General features: G+C 68.3%; 15 protein-coding genes. 5 read left to right on the forward strand and 10 right to left on the reverse strand.

Going from position 1 to position 18,090, the window contains the following annotated elements; genetic code table 11:
• Nucleotides 1-28: 28 nt before the first annotated feature.
• On the reverse strand, nt 29-1,243 hold the full coding sequence (gene senA, locus ACL58G_RS25675) for a selenoneine synthase SenA (RefSeq protein WP_440963619.1): 1,215 nt from the start codon (nt 1,241-1,243) through the stop codon (nt 29-31).
• 39 nt (nt 1,244-1,282) lie between these two features.
• Here senA and senB point away from each other — a divergent pair, with 39 nt between their 5' ends.
• Nucleotides 1,283-2,254, forward strand: a complete 972-nt coding sequence (senB, locus tag ACL58G_RS25680) for a selenoneine biosynthesis selenosugar synthase SenB (RefSeq protein ID WP_440963620.1) — start codon at nt 1,283-1,285, stop codon at nt 2,252-2,254.
• 13 nt (nt 2,255-2,267) lie between these two features.
• Nucleotides 2,268-3,323: a selenide, water dikinase SelD gene (gene selD, locus ACL58G_RS25685; protein WP_440963621.1), complete on the forward strand. Its 1,056-nt coding sequence runs from the start codon at nt 2,268-2,270 to the stop codon at nt 3,321-3,323.
• 8 nt (nt 3,324-3,331) lie between these two features.
• Here the strand turns inward: selD and ACL58G_RS25690 are convergent, their stop codons facing one another.
• The gene (locus ACL58G_RS25690) at nt 3,332-3,976 is read right to left on the reverse strand and encodes a DUF1906 domain-containing protein (protein ID WP_440963622.1); all 645 of its coding nucleotides are present in this window, start codon (nt 3,974-3,976) and stop codon (nt 3,332-3,334) included.
• A 482-nt stretch (nt 3,977-4,458) separates the two neighbouring features.
• Here ACL58G_RS25690 and leuA point away from each other — a divergent pair, with 482 nt between their 5' ends.
• Entirely contained in the window at nt 4,459-6,147 is a 1,689-nt protein-coding gene (leuA, locus tag ACL58G_RS25695; RefSeq protein ID WP_440963623.1) for a 2-isopropylmalate synthase, read from the forward strand.
• A 71-nt stretch (nt 6,148-6,218) separates the two neighbouring features.
• Here the strand turns inward: leuA and ACL58G_RS25700 are convergent, their stop codons facing one another.
• The 4 genes from ACL58G_RS25700 to egtD are packed head-to-tail and all read right to left on the reverse strand — an operon-like array spanning nt 6,219 to nt 10,537.
• The gene (locus ACL58G_RS25700) at nt 6,219-7,409 is read right to left on the reverse strand and encodes a glycosyltransferase (RefSeq protein WP_440963624.1); all 1,191 of its coding nucleotides are present in this window, start codon (nt 7,407-7,409) and stop codon (nt 6,219-6,221) included.
• Nucleotides 7,409-8,338 carry a YihY/virulence factor BrkB family protein gene (locus ACL58G_RS25705; RefSeq protein WP_413387653.1) on the reverse strand — a complete coding sequence of 310 codons (930 nt, stop codon included), beginning with the start codon at nt 8,336-8,338 and terminating at the stop codon, nt 7,409-7,411. The genes ACL58G_RS25700 and ACL58G_RS25705 overlap by 1 nt, the downstream gene beginning before the upstream one ends.
• Nucleotides 8,335-9,558, reverse strand: coding sequence for an ergothioneine biosynthesis protein EgtB (egtB, locus tag ACL58G_RS25710; RefSeq protein ID WP_440963625.1), 1,224 nt, complete (start codon nt 9,556-9,558; stop codon nt 8,335-8,337). The genes ACL58G_RS25705 and egtB overlap by 4 nt, the downstream gene beginning before the upstream one ends.
• 10 nt (nt 9,559-9,568) lie before the next feature.
• Nucleotides 9,569-10,537 (reverse strand): L-histidine N(alpha)-methyltransferase, encoded by a 969-nt coding sequence (egtD, locus tag ACL58G_RS25715; RefSeq protein ID WP_413387651.1) that lies wholly within the window; start codon nt 10,535-10,537, stop codon nt 9,569-9,571.
• Between the two features lie 351 nt (nt 10,538-10,888).
• Here egtD and ACL58G_RS25720 point away from each other — a divergent pair, with 351 nt between their 5' ends.
• Entirely contained in the window at nt 10,889-11,536 is a 648-nt protein-coding gene (locus ACL58G_RS25720) for an ABC transporter ATP-binding protein (protein WP_440963626.1), read from the forward strand.
• 217 nt (nt 11,537-11,753) lie between these two features.
• Nucleotides 11,754-12,062 carry a hypothetical protein gene (locus ACL58G_RS25725; RefSeq protein ID WP_371762533.1) on the forward strand — a complete coding sequence of 103 codons (309 nt, stop codon included), beginning with the start codon at nt 11,754-11,756 and terminating at the stop codon, nt 12,060-12,062.
• A 7-nt stretch (nt 12,063-12,069) separates the two neighbouring features.
• Here the strand turns inward: ACL58G_RS25725 and ACL58G_RS25730 are convergent, their stop codons facing one another.
• From ACL58G_RS25730 to ACL58G_RS25745, 4 genes are read right to left on the reverse strand one after another with little or no spacing between them, the layout of a single operon-like run.
• The gene (locus ACL58G_RS25730; RefSeq protein WP_413387649.1) at nt 12,070-12,534 is read right to left on the reverse strand and encodes a hypothetical protein; all 465 of its coding nucleotides are present in this window, start codon (nt 12,532-12,534) and stop codon (nt 12,070-12,072) included.
• 59 nt (nt 12,535-12,593) lie between these two features.
• Nucleotides 12,594-13,739, reverse strand: coding sequence for a response regulator (locus ACL58G_RS25735; protein ID WP_413387648.1), 1,146 nt, complete (start codon nt 13,737-13,739; stop codon nt 12,594-12,596).
• The gene (locus ACL58G_RS25740) at nt 13,739-17,272 is read right to left on the reverse strand and encodes a response regulator (protein WP_440963627.1); all 3,534 of its coding nucleotides are present in this window, start codon (nt 17,270-17,272) and stop codon (nt 13,739-13,741) included. The genes ACL58G_RS25735 and ACL58G_RS25740 overlap by 1 nt, the downstream gene beginning before the upstream one ends.
• Nucleotides 17,253-18,044 (reverse strand): substrate-binding periplasmic protein, encoded by a 792-nt coding sequence (locus ACL58G_RS25745; protein ID WP_440963628.1) that lies wholly within the window; start codon nt 18,042-18,044, stop codon nt 17,253-17,255. The genes ACL58G_RS25740 and ACL58G_RS25745 overlap by 20 nt, the downstream gene beginning before the upstream one ends.
• Nucleotides 18,045-18,090 lie beyond the last annotated feature (46 nt).

Consider the following 18,090-nt stretch of genomic DNA (forward strand, 5'->3'; position numbering starts at 1 on the left):
AAGGTGCCGGGGGTTTTGCTTATTTTGTTCATAAGGCGCAGCTGCGGAATCCGGAAAAAATATCGTCCCGCTCCGGCGTGAAGAAATTGCGGAAGTGAGGCGAGCGCAGCCGTGCCGGCGTCGCGAACGACGCGCCGCGCAAGGTCTGGCGCGTGCCGAACCACGGCGCCGAATAATCGCGGTAGCGGTCCGCCTCGAAGCCCGCGAACGGCAGAAAGGCGGACGCCGTCCATTCCCACAGCTGCCCCCACGCAAAGCCCGGCTGGCTCGACCCCGCCGCGTATTCCCACTCGTCTTCCGTCGGCAGCCGGCGGCCCGCCCACGCGCACCAGGCCTGCGCTTCGTACAAATTCACGTGGCGCACGGGTTCCGCGAGGTCGAGGGCGACCGGCCGGCCGAAGCGCACCGTGTACCAATCCTCCCCTTCGCGCGCCCAATAGCGCGGCGCCGAGCGCTCCTGCGTCATGAGCCACGCGCGGCCCGCCTCCGTCCAGTACGGCGAACGTTCGTAGCCGCCGTCGTGCACGAAGTCGAGGTAGGCGGCCGTGCTGACGAGTCCCGCGTCGATGGCGAACGGCGCCACCCTGACGAGCGCGGCGTTGCGCTCGTTGTCGAACACGAAGCCCCTCGACTGGTCGCCGCCGCGCATGAACGCCCCGCCGGGGAACGCGATCTCGCCTGCCCGGCCCGCGGCCGTCGACTGCGCGCGTGGCGCCAGCGCACCCGCCGGCGCCGGCGTGCCGCGCGACTGCAGCGTCTGCAGGGAGTACAGGAAGGCTTCGCCGTGCATGTCCTCATGCGCCAGTGCCAGACGGTACGGATACAGCGCGAGGTCGTCGTCGGCCTCGTGCGCGAGGCGGTCGAGGATGCGGTCGAGCACCTCGTGGCAATAGGTTTTCACCGCACCCGGCGGCGGCAGGTCGAGCGTCCAGCGCGCGCTGTGCGGGACGGTGCCGGAATCGAACCAGTCGTCGCCGCGCGCCAGCAGCGAGTGGCCGCTGGCGGCGCCGGGCCGGCTGTCCAGCGCGCCGCGCAGCACGAACCATTCGGCGAACCAGGCCGTATGGCCCAGCTCCCACAACGGCGGATTCACGATGGGCAGGCGCGGCACGCGGGCCGCGTCGTCGTAGCCGGCGGCCGCGAGAGCCTCGAACAGCGCGAGCGTATAATGCCGCGCATCCTGCAATGCGACGGCCAGTTCCCTGGGTCCCGCGTGGCGGAACGATGCTTGATTGACGGTCATGCATCATTGTACGACCAATCCCGACTCCGATTCCTACCGATGCCCCGAGCGCACCTCCACATCGTCAGCCCCGCATCCGCCCGCGAAAACAACGGCAACTGGCAGACCGCCAGCCGCTGGCGGCGCCACCTCGCGCGCGACTACCGCGTCACGATCGGTCCCGGCTGGCAGGACGGAGACGCGGTACCCGACCTGTTGATCGCATTGCACGCGCGCCGGTCCGCCGCCGCGCTGGCAGCATTCGACGACGCGCACCCGGACCGGCCCACGCTGCTCGTCCTCACGGGCACGGACCTGTACCGCGACATCCGCGACGAGGCCAGCGCACAGGCCTCGCTCGCCCGCGCGCACGCGCTCGTCGTGCTGCAGCCGCGCGGCCTGGACGAACTGCCGGACGCCGTGCGCGCAAAGACGCACGTGATCTACCAGTCGGCCCCGCGCCTGCGTGCCGCCCGGCCACGGATGCCGCTCGACGTCGCGATGATCGGCCACCTGCGTGTCGAAAAGGATCCGCAAACGTTCATGGATGCGGCCCGCCTCGTCGGCACGCCGGGCGTGCGCCTCGTGCACATCGGCGCCGCGCTCGACCCGGACCTCGGCCGCCGCGCGCAGGAAACACAGGACGCGACCTCCACTTACCGCTGGCTCGGCGCCCTGCCCCACATGGCGACGCGGCGCCGGCTGCGGCGCTGCCACGCGATGGTCATCGCATCGCGCATGGAGGGCGGCGCGAACGTCATCATCGAAGCGGTGACGAGCGGCGTGCCCGTGCTTGCATCGAACATCTCAGGCAACGTCGGCATGCTGGGCGGCGACTACGCGGGCCTGTTCGCACCCGGCGATGCGCCGGCGCTGGCCCGTTTGATCGAACGCAGCGCGACCGACCCGCGCTTCGCCGCGCGCCTGCGCCGCCAGTGCGCGGCGCGCGCGGCACTGTTCGCTCCCGCCGCCGAGCGAGCGCGCCTGCTCGACTTGGTGGATAATCTTCTCTTCAGATCAACGCAAGTTTAAAAAAGAGCACCGTATGAACACATCCGCCGACCAACCCATCAAACTGACGTCGTTCTCCCACGGCGGCGGCTGCGGCTGCAAGATCGCGCCGGGCGTGCTGTCCGAGATCCTGAAGAAGTCGAGCGGCTTCCCCGTGCCGAAACAGCTCATGGTCGGCATCGAGACGGCCGACGACGCGGCCGTCTACAAGCTGAACGACGAGCAGGCGCTGATCGCGACGACCGACTTCTTCATGCCGATCGTCGACGATCCGTTCGACTTCGGCCGCATCGCCGCCACCAACGCGATCTCGGACGTGTACGCGATGGGCGGCACGCCGATCATGGCGCTGGCCCTCGTCGGCATGCCGATCAACAAGCTGCCGCTGGAGACGATCGGCAAGATCATCCAGGGCGGCGAATCGATCTGCGCGGAAGCGGGCATCCCCATCGCGGGCGGTCACACGATCGACTCCGTGGAACCCATCTACGGCCTCGTCGTGCTGGGCCTCGTGCACCCGTCGAAGGTGAAGCGCAACGCGGATGCGCGCGCGGGCGACGTGCTCGTCCTCGGCAAGCCGCTGGGCGTGGGCGTGCTGTCGGCCGCGTTGAAGAAGGATCAACTGGATGCGGACGGCTATGCCGCCATGGTCGCGAACACGACGAAGCTGAACAAGCCGGGCAAGGCCCTGTCGGAACTGGCCGGCGTGCACGCGCTGACGGACGTCACCGGCTTTGGCCTGCTGGGCCACCTGCTCGAGCTGGCGCGCGGCGCGCAGCTGACGGCGCGGCTGGACATGGCGAACATCCCGCTGCTGCCGGGCGTCGAGGCGCTGGCCCACGCCGGCTATTTCACGGGTGCGTCGGGCCGCAACTGGGATGCATACGGCCATGACGTCGAACTGGGCGGCGCGATCACGGACACGCAGCGCGTGCTGCTGACGGACCCGCAGACGTCGGGCGGCCTGCTCGTCTCGTGCGCCCCCGACAGCGTCGACGAGGTGCTGGCGCTGTTCCGCCGCGAAGGCTTCGGCGATGCGGCCGTCATCGGGTCGATGGCGGCCGGCGCGCCGCGAGTCGTCGTCGGCTGAACGCTCAGTTAAACCATGAACAAGCCGCCGTCGCGGTCCGGATGCGTCGCGTCCGGATCGACGTCGAGCACGATCCCGTCGGCACCCGGGATGCGCGCCGGAAGCAGCTGGATGATGTCGTAGCGCTTCTGTTCCGCGTACAGGCGCGAGCCCGCGAAGGCGGTCGACTGCGACAGCCAGGACAGGGCCGCCTGGCCCCGCTCGACGAGCGTGCCGCAGCACAGGCCCGAGCCGTACACGCCCACGCGGTACGACGGCTTGCCTTCCGCCGCCACGTACAGCGCCGCGTGCACGCCGGTAAAATAATGACTGACGGCGCCGTCGAGATCGGCCTGCGTCGGATCGTAGTCGACCGCGAAATAGATCGCGGAGCCGAACGGTTGCCCGATCACGTCACGCGCCATCCGGAAGGCCGCCGCGCCGTCCGCCAGGCCCTGCGCGCGGGTAAAGAAGCCGGCGCGGGTGCCGCTCGTTTCCCACACGGCGCCGAGCGCGAGTCCCGCCTGCGTCAGCGCCCGCGCCTCGCCGAGCGACAGATTCTTGGCCGCGTTGTGGCTGTAGTAGCGCAGCGCGAACGCGTAACCCTGTTCCTTGAGCGCCTGGGCGTGGCGCGTCAGTTCCATCGTCGTGTCGAGACCTTTCAGTACGGGCATGGTGTCCTCCCTGGCGACATGAAGCGCGTACTGTGACACTCGGCGCATCCGGAGAAGTTGATTGTTCGCAAAAAGCGTGGTGACCAAACGACAACACACGAAACGCTTGACACGCCAAACAAAATTCACTTAGAGTGGAGAAATGTTCTCCCCTCTGCCTCTGTCGACTTCCCTATCGCTTGCCCGCGCGCTAACGCCGGCAGCCCTGCTACTACGCGCGTAAATCGCCGCTGTCCCGCCCGGCCAAGGTTGCCGGATTCGTAGCCCAAGGAAAGTTGTACCGATGTTTGCCACTACCACATCCACGCTGTCTGTTATTTCCGCCGGAGCTATCCTGCTGTCTGCCGGCGCACGTGTGGTGTTTCGCTCGCTAAAACTACCGATCGGTTGCCGGGCCTAGCGTCCGTGGCCCGTCCGGCAGCCCCCCGCCACAACGATCGAAACGACACCTTCACCAGCATTTGATAATCAGGAGCACCGCCATGTTGACCAACCCTTCCGCCAAATACCGCCCCTTCCCCGCCGTCCCGTTGGCCGACCGTCAGTGGCCGAACCGCATCATCGACAAGCCGCCGGTCTGGATGAGCACGGACTTGCGCGACGGCAACCAGGCATTGATCGAGCCGATGAGCCCGGAAAAGAAACTGCGCTTCTTCGAAAAGCTCGTGCAGATCGGCGTGAAGGAAATCGAGGTGGGCTTCCCGTCCGCGTCGCAGACGGACTTCGACTTCGTGCGCATGCTGGTCGAGGAAAAACGCATCCCGGACGACGTCACCATCATCGTCCTGACGCAGGCCCGTGAAGAACTGATCCGCCGCACCGTCGAGTCGTGCGTCGGCGCGAAGCAGGCCATCGTCCACGTCTACAACTCGGTCGCGCCGGTGTTCCGCCGCGTCGTGTTCGGCATGAACCAGGACGAGATCGTGCAGATCGCCGTCAACGGCACGAAGCTGATCAAGGAGCTGGTCGCCCAGCATCCGGACACGAAGTGGGGCCTCGAATACTCGCCGGAATCGTTCTCGACGACCGAACTGGATTTCTCCAAGCGCATCGTCGACGCCGTCGTCGACGTATGGCAGCCGAGCGCGGACAACAAGGTGATCGTCAACCTGCCGTCGACCGTGGAAGCGGCGACGCCGAACGTCTACGCCGACCAGATCGAATGGATGTGCCGTAACCTGAAGCAGCGCGAGAACCTCGTGATCAGCGTGCACCCGCACAATGACCGCGGCACCGCCGTCGCCGCCGCCGAGCTGGCCGTGATGGCCGGCGCCGACCGCGTCGAAGGCTGCCTGTTCGGCAACGGCGAGCGCACCGGCAACGTCGATCTGGTCACCCTCGCGCTGAACCTGTACACGCAAGGCGTGCACCCGGGCCTGGACTTCTCGGACATCGATGCCGTCCGCCAGCTGGTCGAGGAATGCAACCAGATCCCCGTGCACCCGCGCCATCCGTACGTCGGCGACCTCGTGTTCACCGCGTTCTCCGGCTCGCACCAGGACGCGATCAAGAAGGGCTTCGCGAAGCAGCAGGCGGACGCCATCTGGGAAGTGCCGTACCTGCCGATCGACCCGGCCGACCTGGGCCGCAGCTACGACGCCGTGATCCGCGTGAACAGCCAGTCCGGCAAGGGCGGCATGGCCTACCTGCTCGAGCAGGAATACGGCCTCGAACTGCCGCGCCGCCTGCAGATCGAATTCTCGCGCGTCGTGCAGAAGCATGCCGACGCCACCGGCCGCGAAGTCGCCGCCGCCGACATCCACGCCCTGTTCGACCGTGAGTACTTCAACCAGGAAAACGCCGCCTACCGCTACGTCTCGCACCGCCTGGTCGAGAACAGCGAGGGCGAGGAGCGCGTGCAGATCGACACGACCGTGCAGCACAACCGCGTGACGGAACCGCACCAGGGCACCGGCAACGGCCCGATCGACGCCTTCGTCAACGCGCTCGGCCTGGACATCCGTTTGATGGACTACCACGAGCACTCGATCGGCTCGGGCGCCGATGCGCGCGCCGCCTGCTACGTCGAGCTGCGCCTCGCGAACGGCCCGACGCTGTTCGGCGCCGCCATCGACAGCAATATCGTGACCGCGTCGTTCAAGGCCGTGCTGTCGGCGGTGAACCGCCAGCTGGCGCTCAACGCGGAACAGGCGCCGCAGCAGGCCGCGTAGGGTGGCCGGCGCTCCGCCCAGGCGAACGCCGGCATGATGTTGGCGTCACGCGTGGGCACAGGGCGCCCACCCTATGGCAGCGTCTCCAGCACGTCGGCAATTGCTTCCGCCTGACGGTCCGCATCGAACGCCGCGTGGCGCCGCGCAAATGCTTGCGCCGCCACGCGCAAGCCGCTCCCCTCCAGCATCCGCCCCACGACGGCATCCCAGTCCAGCGGGCGCGCCATCTCGTTCACGTTGATACCGGCACCCAGCCGGCGCACGCGCCGCGCCGTCAGGAAGGACTCGGCCGTGCGCGGCAGCAGCAGCAACGGCACGCCGGCCAGCAGAGACTGCGATACGGTCGATTCGCCCGCATGGCAGACCGCGAAGGCCGACTCGCGCAAGGCCTTGTCCAAAGCCACCGGCCCCGCGGCCCACGCGATCAGCGGATGCGCGTACGGCGGCGCGGCGCCCGCCGCCACGTCGGGCAGGTAGCACAGCGTGTGGCAGCCGGCGCGCGCCAGCGCTTCCAGCATCGCCCCATGCTCCGGATGCGGCCCGCGCAGGTAGGCGAACACGCGCGGACCGGCGCCTTCCGGCCAGGCCGGCACGCCCGCGCCGGCGCCGCCGATCGTGGGGCCGAACCAGCGCGCATCCGTCTCCGCGCGGCCCCACGGGTCCAGTTCCGGCCACGTGCACAGCAGCGGCATGTCTCCCCGCAGCAGGTCGGCCGCGCGCGCGTACGGCGCCGCGCCGTGGCGGGCCAGCACGGCGTTGGCGGTCGCCAGCACGCGTGCCTCGGTCGCCGCCATGCGCGCCTGGGGGACCGCTTCCCAGTCGCGCAGCGGCGGCAGCGGTGCCGCAGGCGGAATCTGGAAGCCGGCGCCGACGGCGCTGCTCGCGATCCCGAGGCTGCGCGCGGCCAGCAGTGCGCCCGGTGCGTAATCGCCCACGACGACGTCAGCCTGGAGCGCGCCGAATAGATGGCGCCAGCCGTCGACGAGGCCCGCCATCGCGTCCGCGTCGAGCCAGCCGCAGGCGAGCAGGATGTCGGCGAGACTCGCCTCGCCGGGCGGCAGCCCTTCCACGCGGTGCAGCCACAGGGGCGCCTGGTAGACCGGAACCCCTGTCCCGGCCAGCAGGCGGCGCGTGTGCACGAGGTCGCGCAGCACGAAGGACACGGCGTGGCCGCGCGCGACGAGCGGTCGTGCGAGCGCTTTCAGGCGGCCGGCGTGGCCGAGCGCCGCGCCGAGTTCCCAGCAAAAGACGATGTTGGCCATCAGGGCGCCGTCCGCATCGGCTGCGGATCTTCTCCTTGTCCCTTCTGTCCCACGCGCTCGTATTCCGCGATGACCTGCGCGCCGAACAGCAGCAGGCTGGCCGCGATCTCGAGGCTGAACATGACGACGATCGCGGTGCTCATCGAGCCGTACACCAGGTTCACCTTGGACAGCGTCGTGAAGTACCACACGAGGACGTGACGGGCGGCTTCCCACAGCAGCGCGGCCGTCACGCCGCCGATGAGCGCATGCGACAGCGACAGCCGTCCCACCGGCATCACGAGGTAGATCGACGTCAGCACGAGGATCTCGCCCACGAGCCCCAGCAGGTACAGCAGCGCGCCGGATACGCCGTGCAGCGACCACGTGTGGCCGAACAGTTCGACGCTCTCCGAACCGATCACCTGCAGCGTGCCGGCGACGAGCGTCACGATCATCACGCCGAAGCCCAGCGCGAGGATGTAGCAGTACGGGAGCACGGCCGACACGAGGAAGTGACGGCGGCGCACGGCCACGCGGTGCACGAAGATCACGCTCATCGCGTTTTCCAGCACGGTGAACGCGAGGGAGCTGAAGAACAGCATCGTGAAGCCGAGCACCCACGTGATCAGGTCGCGCGTGTCGAGAAAATGCGCGACCTCCGCCACGATCGAGCCGGACTGCCCCGGCACGAGCAGTTCCAGGTAGCGGCGCAAGGTGAGCAGCAGGTTGACCTGGTCGATGAAGTGCGACAGCACGACGACGACCAGCATCAGGAACGGCACGATCGACAGCAGCGCGTAATAGGCGACGGCGCCCGCCAGCAGCAGGCCCTGGTTGGCGCGGAACGCGCGCACGCACTGCAGGGTGAAGTCGAGCGGGTGCGCGACGATCCACGCATTGGCGCGCCGGTTCAGCACGCGCAGGCGCAGGCCGCGCGCCGATTTCATCGCGCGAGCCTGATCCCGGTGAACTGCCAGCGCGCGCCGGCCGGGAAAAAGTTGCGGTAGCTGGCCCGCGCGTGGCCGTGGGGCGTCGCGCACGACGAGCCGCGCAGCACGTACTGGTTGACCATGAACTTGCCGTTGTACTCGCCGATCGCGCCCGCGGCCGGGGCGAAGCCGGGGTAAGGCGCGTAGCCGCTCGCGGTCCACTGCCAGCACTCGCCGAACATCTGCGCCAGGCCGCTGCTGCCCGCCGCGCGCGGATGCAGGTCGCCGCAGGTCAGCGCGGTGTCGCGCGCGGCGAATTCCCATTCCGCTTCGGTCGGCAGGCGCGCGCCGCGCCAGCGCGCGTACGCGTCGGCTTCGTACAGCGACACGTGGGTGACGGGCCGCGCCAGGTCCAGCGCCTGCAGGCCGTGCAAGGTGAACTCGCGCCGGCGGTCGCCGTCGCCGACCCAGTACAGCGGCGCGTCCAGCGTGCCGTTCGCGACGAGGTCCCAGCCGTCGGACAGCCACAGCGCCGGATCGCGGTACCCGCCCGCCTCGACGAATTCGAGGTACTCGCCGTTCGTCACGAGGCGCGACGCGAGCGCGAACGGTTGCAGGTACTGCCGGTGGCGCGGGCTTTCGTTGTCGAAGGCGAAGCCCTCGCCGGCGTGGCCGATCTCGGCGAGGCCGCCCTCGAAATCGATCCAGGTCAGCGGTTCCACCGGGCCCGAAGCGGGCAGCGGCGAATCGATATAGGCCGGGTACAGCGGATTGCGCGACAGCAGGTGCTTGACGTCCGTGAGGATCAGTTCCTGGTGTTGCTGCTCGTGCTGCAGGCCCAGCTCGACCAGGGCGGCCAGGTCGGCGTCGTCCGGCCTGGAAGCCAGCAGGCGCAGCATGCGGGTGTCGACGGCGGTCCGGTAGGCATGCACCTCGGCCAGCGTCGGCCGCGTCAAGAGGCCCCGCTGCGCGCGCGGATGCTTCGCGCCCACGCCGTTGTAGTATGAGTTGAACAGCACGCGGAACGCCGCGTCATGGGGCCGGAAGCCGGGTTCGCGCGGCTCGAGGATGAAGGTCTCGAAGAACCACGTCGTATGCGCCAGATGCCATTTGATCGGGCTCGCGTCGGGCATCGACTGGGCACAGCAGTCCTCGGCCGTCAGCGGTTCGGCCAGGTGCAGCGTGCGCTGCCGCACGTGTTCGAAAGCGGTGGACAGGCGGTGTTCGGAAGCTCCCATCGCGGCTCCTTCAATGCGATAGTGCGCGCGCGTAGATCACGGCGAACCACTGTTTCGGGTCCGTCCACACGCGCGTGGCCGCGAAGCCCGCCTGGGCCAGCAGGCCGACGGCGTCGCTCTGGCGGTATTTGTAGCTGTTTTCCGTGTGGATCCACTCGCCCGCCGCGAACCGGCGGCCGCCGCCGCGCCACGTCACCTGCTGCACGGTCTGCGCTTCCAGGTGCATCTCGACGCGGCCCTGGGCCGGGTTGTAGAAGCCGCGGTGGCGCCACTGGCGGATGTCGAAGTCGGCACCCAGCAGGCGATTCACGTGGCGCAGCACGTTGAGGTTGAACGCGGCCGTCACGCCCAGCGCATCGTCGTACGCCGCGTCCAGAACGGCGTGCTCCTTGGCAAGGTCGATGCCTATGAGGAGTCCCCCGTCGCGCCCGCACTGCGCGTGCACGCGCTGCAGGAAATCGCGCGCCTCGTCGGGCGTGAAATTGCCGATCGACGAACCGGGATAAAAGAACAGGCGGCGCTCCTCGCGCACGCTGTCGGGCAGCTCGAGGCTGCCGGAGAAATCCATGCCGAGCGGGCGCATCTCGATGTGGCGGAAGCGCTGGCGCAGGCGCTCGACGGCATCGGCCAGGAATTCCGCCGAGATGTCGACGGGGACGTACTGGCGCGGCTGCAGCAGCGGGAACAGGTTCGCCGCCTTCGCGCAATTGCCGGCGCCCAGGTCGATCAACGTGGCACCGGTGCCGACCGTACGCGCGATCTCGGGACCGTGCAGGTCGAAGATGCCGGCTTCCGTCCGCGTGGGGTAGTACTCGGGCAATTCGCAGATCGCCTCGAACAGCTTCGAACCCAGGGGGTCGTACAGGAACTTGGGCGAGATCCAGGCCTGGCGGGCCGTCAGGCTTTCTGCCAGCTCGGCGGGTACGTGCAATCCATCGTTGTTTACTACGGGCACTGCGGGCGATGTCGCGTTCAGCATCGGGTGTCCTCGGTGGTGCGGCCGCACCGTGCGGCCAGCTGGAATGTTGCCGTTCCGGCCATGATACGCGATTCCGCGATTCCGCACGCACGCCCTTACCCTGCAAGAATTCGGGGTCAGAGCACATTTTTCGGCGAATTCGGGGTCAGAGCACAATTTGATATGGCATAAAATTCGGGTTTCGAACGCTGCGGGCCGTCCCGATCAAGCCGTTTCGCGCATGTGTGGACGCGTCGTCGTCCGTAGCACAATTTCTCGAAACCGGGCTCTGACCCCGAATTTTGGCAAGAATGTGCTCTGACCCCGAATTGGGGGGCGTGCTAGAGTAGTGGTTTTGTCAATCGGCGTTCCATGCTCGAACTCGTCAATCTCAGCAAATCCTATGGCGGCCGCGCCGTGCTCGCGGCGCTGTCGCACCGCTTCGAACCCGGCGAGTTCGTCGCGATCATGGGGGAGTCGGGCGTCGGCAAGTCCACCTTGCTGAACCTGATTGCCGGACTCGACGCGCCCGATAGCGGCGAAGTCCGCGTCGATGGGACGCCGATGTCGGCGCTCGACGACGATGCCGCCACCCGGCTGCGCCGTACGCGCATGGGTTTTATCTTCCAGGCCTTCCACGTGCTGCCGCACCTGACGCTGCTGCAGAACGTCGCACTGCCGCTGCTGCTGAACGGCCGCCCCGACCCGGCCCGCGCCACACAGATGCTCGACGCCGTGGGCCTCGGGGGACGCGGCGCCGATTTTCCGCGCCAGCTGTCCGGCGGCGAGCTGCAGCGGGTGGCCATCGCGCGCGCCCTCGTGCACCGCCCCGCCCTGCTGCTGGCGGACGAGCCCACCGGCAACCTCGACCCCGACACGGCCGACGGCATCCTGCAACTGCTGCGCACCGAGATCAAGGCCAGCGGCGCCGGCGCCATCATGGTCACCCACTCCCATGCGGCCGCCGCGCTGGCCGACCGGACCTTCGTGTTGACCCGTGCCGGATTGAAATTAGCGTAAGTTCCCGCAAGAAAGACGAATCTTATGGCGTTTTAGTCATGAACAGTGCGTCATAATTGTCAACTCCGTAGTAGCATTCCAACAAACCCACCAGGCATAAGTCATCAACAAATCGGTCGGGCTGGATTCCGTTCGGGCGGGGGATGAGCCGGACGGACCCTGCAACTCTCCAAAACAGTCGATCTGTCTTGAACACAACCCCAAGGCGGAGGAGTTCATGAGCGTACGGCAGAAAAAACAGGAGTTGCTCGAGGCGATGCATCGCGCCCGGGCCATGGAGCCGTCGAGTTTTGTTCCGAACAAATTGCTCGACACATTGATTCAACGAATGCAGCTGAAGAACGACGCGGAACTGTGCCGCGTCCTGGAGGTACAGCCGCCCATCATCAGCAAGATCCGGCACCGCAAGCTGAACGTCGGCGCCACGATCCTGCTGCGGATGCACGAGAAGTCGAATATCCCGATCCGCGAGCTGAAGGAATTGACGGCGGAAGCGCGCACGGAGCCGCCGCCGACCCATCACTGAACGCGGTTCATTCGCCGGGCGGACGGCCGGTCTTGAGCTGGGGCAGGCTGCCGAGCACGGCGCGTAGCGACGCCGTGTCGAGCTGGCCGAGCAGCGCCACGCCGATGCGCAGCAGCTCGCTCTTCTTGACTTCGAAGCCGGCCTTCAGGCAGGCCTGCTTGACGGTGGCGAGCACGGCGTATTCCTGCTCCGGCATGGTGAAGCTGTCGCGCACGAGGTGCGGACGCGTGGCCGGTGCGGGCGCGGCCTTGGCACGCGTGGATTTCACCGGCGCCGCGACCGCGCGCGCGGCTTCGCGCGCCACCTTCGCCGGCGTGGGCGCGGCCTTCGCGCGCACCGGTTTGGCCGGCGCGGCAGCCGGCTTCTTCATGGCCGCCTTCTTCGCCGGCGCGGCCTTCGTCGCGGCCGCCTTCGTCGCCGCGGGCTTCGCGGCCGTCTTTACGGGCGTCTTCGCCGCCGTCGTCCTCGCCATGGGACCTCCATCTTCAAACAAGCCAAACAATATATATCATTTAGCCGTTTTCCGGAAGATCAGGCCTCGGGCTCCGCGTCGCGGAACTCCTCCGCGATCGCCGCGAACTGCCCTTCGATCTCGAAGAACGCATCCAGCACGTCCGGATCGAAATGCGTGCCGCGGCCCTTGCGCATCACCTCCAGCGCCTGCTGGTGCGTGAACGCGGGCTTGTACACGCGGCGCGAGATCAGCGCGTCGTACACGTCGGCCACGGCCATCAGGCGCGCCGACAGCGGGATCTGCTCGCCCGCCAGGCGGTCCGGATAGCCGGAACCATCCCACTTCTCCTGGTGCGAGTGGGCGATCTCGCGCGCGAACATCAGGAAGCCGTTGGTCCCGCCGATGTGCTTCTCGACGAGCATGATGGTGTCGCGCCCGTACACGGCGTGCAGCTTCATGACCTCGAATTCCTCCCGGTCGAGCACACCGGGTTTCAGCAGGATGCGGTCGGGGATGCCGACCTTGCCGATGTCGTGCAGCGGCACGGAGCGGTACAGGAGCTCGATGTTCTCGTCCGTGAGGTCCGCCGCGAAGCGCGGATGGTGCTGCAGGTGCCGCGCGAGCGCGCGCACGTAGTGCTGCGTGCGGCGGATGTGGTGGTCGCCCTTGGTCACGGCCGCGTTGTCGCGCGTCTCGGCCAGCGTGCCCATGGCCATGATGATCGCTTCCTGCATCAGTGCCAGCTGCGCCGTGCGGTCCTGCACGAGCTTTTCCAGGTTCTCGTTGTGCGCCTGCAGCTGACGGCGCGCATCGAGCAGCGTCAGTTGCGTGGCCACGCGGGCAAACAGGATCGGGGGGCTGATCGGCTTGGCGATGTAGTCGACGGCGCCCAGCGACAGGCCCATCGCCTCGTCCTCGACCTGGTTCTTCGCGGTCAGGAAGATCACGGGGATGTCGGCCGTGACCGGGTTCGCTTTCAGCTGGCGGCACGTCTCGTAGCCGTCCAGGCCGGGCATCATCACGTCGAGCAGGATCAGGTCCAGTCCGGGCGTGGACTGGGCGATCTGCAGCGCCAGGCTGCCGTTGTTGGCGACCTTCGTGTTGTAGCGGTCCTTCAGCAGGCGCGACAACAGCATGATGTTGTCGGGCGTGTCGTCGACGATCAGGATCGTCGGCTTGTCCTTGTTGCTCGTGCTCGTCTTTTCGGTGGTGACAATGTTCATCAGGTTTCCGCGGTATCGGGGCGGGTTGCGGCGGGCAACTGCTGGCGCGCCTCTTCGAATTCGTAACGGGACAGGTGCTGCTCCAGCCGCGCCATGTGCTCGGCGTCGAGCACGCCGGCCAGGCGCGCGCGCACCGTCTCGAAGTAGTCAATGGCATCGCCCGAGTACTCGGCCAGCAGCTGGTCGAGCTGGGCCACGGCGTCGAGCGCGGCGTCGTCCGCATCGGGAGCGACCGAAGGCGGCACGGGCGGCGGCGGGGCGATGGCGGCGCGGGCAAAATAGCGGTCGAGCGATTCCATGGTCGCATCGACGGCCGCTTCCAGCGCGCGCACGCCGGCCGCGAGACGGCCGCGGTCGGGCGCCGCCAGTCCGAGGCCCTCTTCCACCGACTGCGCCAGCGTCTGCAGCTCGCGCGCGCCGATGTTGCCGGCCACGCCGCGCAAAGTGTGCGCCCGCGCGGCCGCCTGGCGCAGGCGGCGCGCCTGGTAGTCCGCGCGGATCTGGGCGCCCGCGTCGCGCTGGGCGGCGCGGAAGCGGTCCAGCAGCTGCACGTACAGCGCGACGTTGCCGGCCACGTGGCGCAGGCCGTACGCGGAGTCGATGCCGGACACGGTCGACAGGCCGGGCAACGTCGGGCCGTCCGCCACGACGGCACCGCCGGCCGACAGCGGCGGCGGCACGGCCTGGCCGATCCAGCGCGCCAGGGTGGCGTACAGCTTCTCCGGCTCGACGGGCTTGGTGATGTAGTCCTGCATGCCCTCGCGCAGGCAGCGCTCGCGGATCTCGGCCAGCGCATGTGCCGTCATGGCGACGATCGGCAGCTTGTCGAAGCGCGCATCCTTGCGCAGCTCGACGGTGGCCGCGTGGCCGTCCAGCTGCGGCATCTCGAGGTCCATCAGCACCAGGTCGTAGGCCTGCGGGCCGCCTTCGTACAGCATGTCCAGCGCCTCGTTGCCGGTGGCGGCGACGTCCACCGCGATGTTCTGCGCCTGCAGCAGTTCCAGCGCGATCTCCTGGTTGACCTGGTTGTCCTCGACGAGCAGCACGCGCGCCGCGTGGTCGCCCGACGTCTCGAACCTGCTGCGCGCATTCGATACGCGCGGCGGCGCGAACAGGGCGACGAGCGTGTCGACGAGGGCGGACTGGCCGATCGGCTTGCACAAGAAGCCGCGGATGCCCGCCGCTTCCGCTTCTTTCTGCACTTCCTCGCGGCCGAACGCGGTCACGAGCACGGTCGACGGCGGATGGCGCAGCGCCGGATTGCCGGCGATGCGGCGCGCCAGTTCGATGCCGTTCATGCCCGGCATCTGCCAGTCCGTCAGCACGACGCGGTACGGGTCGCCGGCCGCATCGGCCGCGAGCAGCGCGCTTTCCGCTTCGGCGCCGCTGGCGGCGAGATCCACGCGCAGCGGCAGCGTCTGCAGCGCTTCGCTCATGATCTCGCGCGCGACGTCGGAATCGTCGACGAGCAGCAGGCGCGCGCCGTCCAGTTCCGGCGGCGCGACGGCCACGCGTTCCGGCTCGCCGGACAGGGGGAAGTCGAGGTCGAAGTGGAACGTCGAGCCCTTGCCCGGGCTGCTCGCGACGACGATGCGCCCGCCCATCAGGCCGACCAGTTGCTGCGAGATCGACAGGCCCAGGCCGGTGCCGCCGTATTCGCGCGTCGTGCTGCCGTTGGCCTGGCTGAACGCGCGGAACAGTTTCGCCTGCTGCTGTTCGCTCATGCCGATGCCGGTGTCGCGCACGGCGAAGCGCAGCGTCGCGTAGCCTTCGCGGAAGCGGTCCGCGGCCGGATCGTCGAGGCGCACGCACGACAGTTCCAGCTCGCCCGCCGGCGTGAATTTCACCGCGTTGTTGACGAGGTTGATGAGGACCTGGCCCAGGCGCAGCGGGTCGCCCACGAGCATGCGCGGGATCGCGTGCGGCACGTGGAACAGGTATTCCAGGTGCTTGTCGGCCGCCTTCTGGCTCGTCACGCTGGCCACGTTCGCGAGCACGTCGTCCAGGCAGAACGGGATGTGCTCGACGTCCAGCTTGCCCGCCTCGATCTTGGAAAAGTCGAGGATGTCGTTGATGATCCCCAGCAGCGACAGCGCGGCGCGGTGGATCTTGCCGACGTAGTCCTGCTGCTTGGGCGAGAGCTCCGTGCGCAGCGTGAGGTAGGCCATGCCGATGATCGCGCTCATCGGCGTGCGGATCTCGTGGCTCATGTTGGCGAGGAATTCGGATTTCGCCACGTTCGCCGCCTCCGCGCGCACGTTGGCCGCGACGAGCGACTGTTCGCGCTCGCGCCGCTCGGAGATGTCGCGGATGAACGAGCAGAATTCGTAGTCGTCGCTCGTGGCCAGCTGGACGCGCGTGATGGCCAGCTCGATCGGAAATTCCACGCCGTCGCGGCGCAGGGCATACGTCTCGATGCGGCTGTCCAGCACCCCGCCCACGCCGCTCCGTTCGTAGCGCGCGAGGCCGTTGCGGTGCGCGGCCCGGTGGCGCTCCGGCACGATGCATTCGGAGAGATCGCGGCCCAGCACCTCCTCGCCCTTCCAGCCGAACATCTTTTCCGCCTGCGCGTTCCAGCCGACGATGCGGCCTTGCCGGTCCATGCGCACGACAGCGTCCAGCGCCGTGTCGACGATGGCCTGCAGCTTGGCCTGGCTGCCCTGCGCCATGCGCATCGAGTCCAGCAGCTCGCGCGTGCGCGCGGCGATCTTCTGTTCGAGGTCTTCGTTCAGGTCGCGCAGCTGCTGTTCGATCACGCTCTTTTCGCGCAGCAGGCCGTTCGTCACCTGCTCGGCGCGGCGCAGCCGGTTCAACGTGTCGCGGAAGCTCCGCACGGCCGAGGACAGGCGGCCGATCTGGTCGCGCCGGCCGATGCCGGACAAGTGGATGTCGGTCTCGCCGCGCGCCAGCTTTTCCAGCGCTTCCTGGATGTCGGCGAACGGCTGCGTCATGCGGCGGCCGATCAGCAGCACGCACAGGGTGATGGCCAGGGTGAGGATCAGGTTGCCCAGCACGGTCTGGATGATCTGGCGGCGCAGGTCCGCGTCGATCTGGCGGCGCGAGATCGCCAGGTCGATCGAGCCGACCAGGTATTCGCGGTTGCCGTCGTGGTACACGACCTTCTGCTGGACCCGCTCGGCGCCCTCCTCGTCCGCGCCGGAGCCGAGCGACGCGAGCACCATGCCGTTCGGCGCCAGCACGCGCAGCATGATCACTTCCGGCGTGCCGCCCAGCGCATCGACGACCGAGGACACGGCCGCGCTGTTGATGTCGAACAGCGGACGCGCCAGCGCGTGCGACACCACGTTGGCCTGGCGTTCGACCCGTTCCCCCAGCCGCGCGCTCGCTTCGCGGTGCAGCGAATGCATCACCCAGGTCGTGTACACCGTCGTCGACAGGGCTACCGCCAGCACGATGCCGGCGCCGAGCCGGAACACGATGTTCTGGCGCCAGCTGTCGACCAGGCCGCGCACCAGGCCTCCCGGGCGGCGCGCGCCGGTGGAGATCAGCGGATTAATGACCGCCTCCCGCATGGCCGGTCAGCTCGCGCTCGCGGCGGCGGTAGGCGGGGCTCGTGCGCACGTCCTCGATCGTCTTCCAGATGCGTTCCGCAAGGTCCGGCCGCTGCGCGACGAAGGCGTGCGACAGCAGCAGGTAGTACGGCTTTTCGATCAGCGGCACGGGCAGCATTTCGATCTGGGTGGCGTACGCCGACCGCATCAGCCGCATCGCGTCGCCGCCGCCGAGGGCCGCCGCCACGAGGCGGCCGGCCAGCATCTTCTGCACCAGTTCGTCGGCCTGCTGGCTGCCCTCGTCCACGGGCACGTTCTGGGCGCGCAGGAAGTCGCCGACGGAGTAGCCGAGCTGGAAGCCGATGCGGCCGTCCACGTTGGCGAAACGCTTGCCGTCCCAGTCGACCTTGCCGCCCTTGCGGCGCACCAGGACGTAGCGGTCGACGTGCATGCGCCGGGCCGGATCGGCCAGGCCATCGCCGCCTTTCACGCCGGGATAGGCGCCCAGCGCCAGGCGCTCGCGGCTGAAGCTGACGGCGAAGGCGCCGTCGACCTGGTTCGCCTTGACCTGCGCGAGACAGCGCTTCCACGGCATGCTCTGGTAATCGAGCGTGAGCCCGAGGCGCCGCGCCACTTCGGCCAGCAGCTCGAAATTCAGGCCGCCGCCGTCGAGGGTGCGCCACGGCAGCACTTCCTGGCGTTCGAAACACAGGGACACGGTGCCCGCCGCGAACGACGGCGCGCCGACGAGCAAACAGCAGGCGATCGATCCGTGGCGAAGGAAGCGCAGCATGGCTTGGGTAGGGCGGCGGCGGCAATAATGATTAAAAACAGACAAC

The sequence above is a fragment of the Massilia sp. GER05 genome (assembly GCF_052056005.1).
GTDB classification, from domain to species: domain Bacteria; phylum Pseudomonadota; class Gammaproteobacteria; order Burkholderiales; family Burkholderiaceae_D; genus Telluria; species Telluria orientalis.

What these genes read in the sequence shown, in the direction of transcription:
- ACL58G_RS25740 (WP_440963627.1), bottom strand. Translation starts at nt 17,272, where the DNA reads ATGCGGGAGGCGGTCATTAATCCGCTGATCTCCACCGGCGCGCGCCGC.
- ACL58G_RS25690 (WP_440963622.1), bottom strand. Translation starts at nt 3,976, where the DNA reads ATGCCCGTACTGAAAGGTCTCGACACGACGATGGAACTGACGCGCCAC.
- ACL58G_RS25705 (WP_413387653.1), bottom strand. Translation starts at nt 8,338, where the DNA reads ATGAAATCGGCGCGCGGCCTGCGCCTGCGCGTGCTGAACCGGCGCGCC.
- ACL58G_RS25735 (WP_413387648.1), bottom strand. Translation starts at nt 13,739, where the DNA reads ATGAACATTGTCACCACCGAAAAGACGAGCACGAGCAACAAGGACAAG.
- ACL58G_RS25725 (WP_371762533.1), top strand. Translation starts at nt 11,754, where the DNA reads ATGAGCGTACGGCAGAAAAAACAGGAGTTGCTCGAGGCGATGCATCGC.
- egtB (WP_440963625.1), bottom strand. Translation starts at nt 9,558, where the DNA reads ATGGGAGCTTCCGAACACCGCCTGTCCACCGCTTTCGAACACGTGCGG.
- selD (WP_440963621.1), top strand. Translation starts at nt 2,268, where the DNA reads ATGAACACATCCGCCGACCAACCCATCAAACTGACGTCGTTCTCCCAC.
- senB (WP_440963620.1), top strand. Translation starts at nt 1,283, where the DNA reads ATGCCCCGAGCGCACCTCCACATCGTCAGCCCCGCATCCGCCCGCGAA.
- senA (WP_440963619.1), bottom strand. Translation starts at nt 1,243, where the DNA reads ATGACCGTCAATCAAGCATCGTTCCGCCACGCGGGACCCAGGGAACTG.
- egtD (WP_413387651.1), bottom strand. Translation starts at nt 10,537, where the DNA reads ATGCTGAACGCGACATCGCCCGCAGTGCCCGTAGTAAACAACGATGGA.
- ACL58G_RS25700 (WP_440963624.1), bottom strand. Translation starts at nt 7,409, where the DNA reads ATGGCCAACATCGTCTTTTGCTGGGAACTCGGCGCGGCGCTCGGCCAC.
- ACL58G_RS25745 (WP_440963628.1), bottom strand. Translation starts at nt 18,044, where the DNA reads ATGCTGCGCTTCCTTCGCCACGGATCGATCGCCTGCTGTTTGCTCGTC.
- ACL58G_RS25730 (WP_413387649.1), bottom strand. Translation starts at nt 12,534, where the DNA reads ATGGCGAGGACGACGGCGGCGAAGACGCCCGTAAAGACGGCCGCGAAG.
- ACL58G_RS25720 (WP_440963626.1), top strand. Translation starts at nt 10,889, where the DNA reads ATGCTCGAACTCGTCAATCTCAGCAAATCCTATGGCGGCCGCGCCGTG.
- leuA (WP_440963623.1), top strand. Translation starts at nt 4,459, where the DNA reads ATGTTGACCAACCCTTCCGCCAAATACCGCCCCTTCCCCGCCGTCCCG.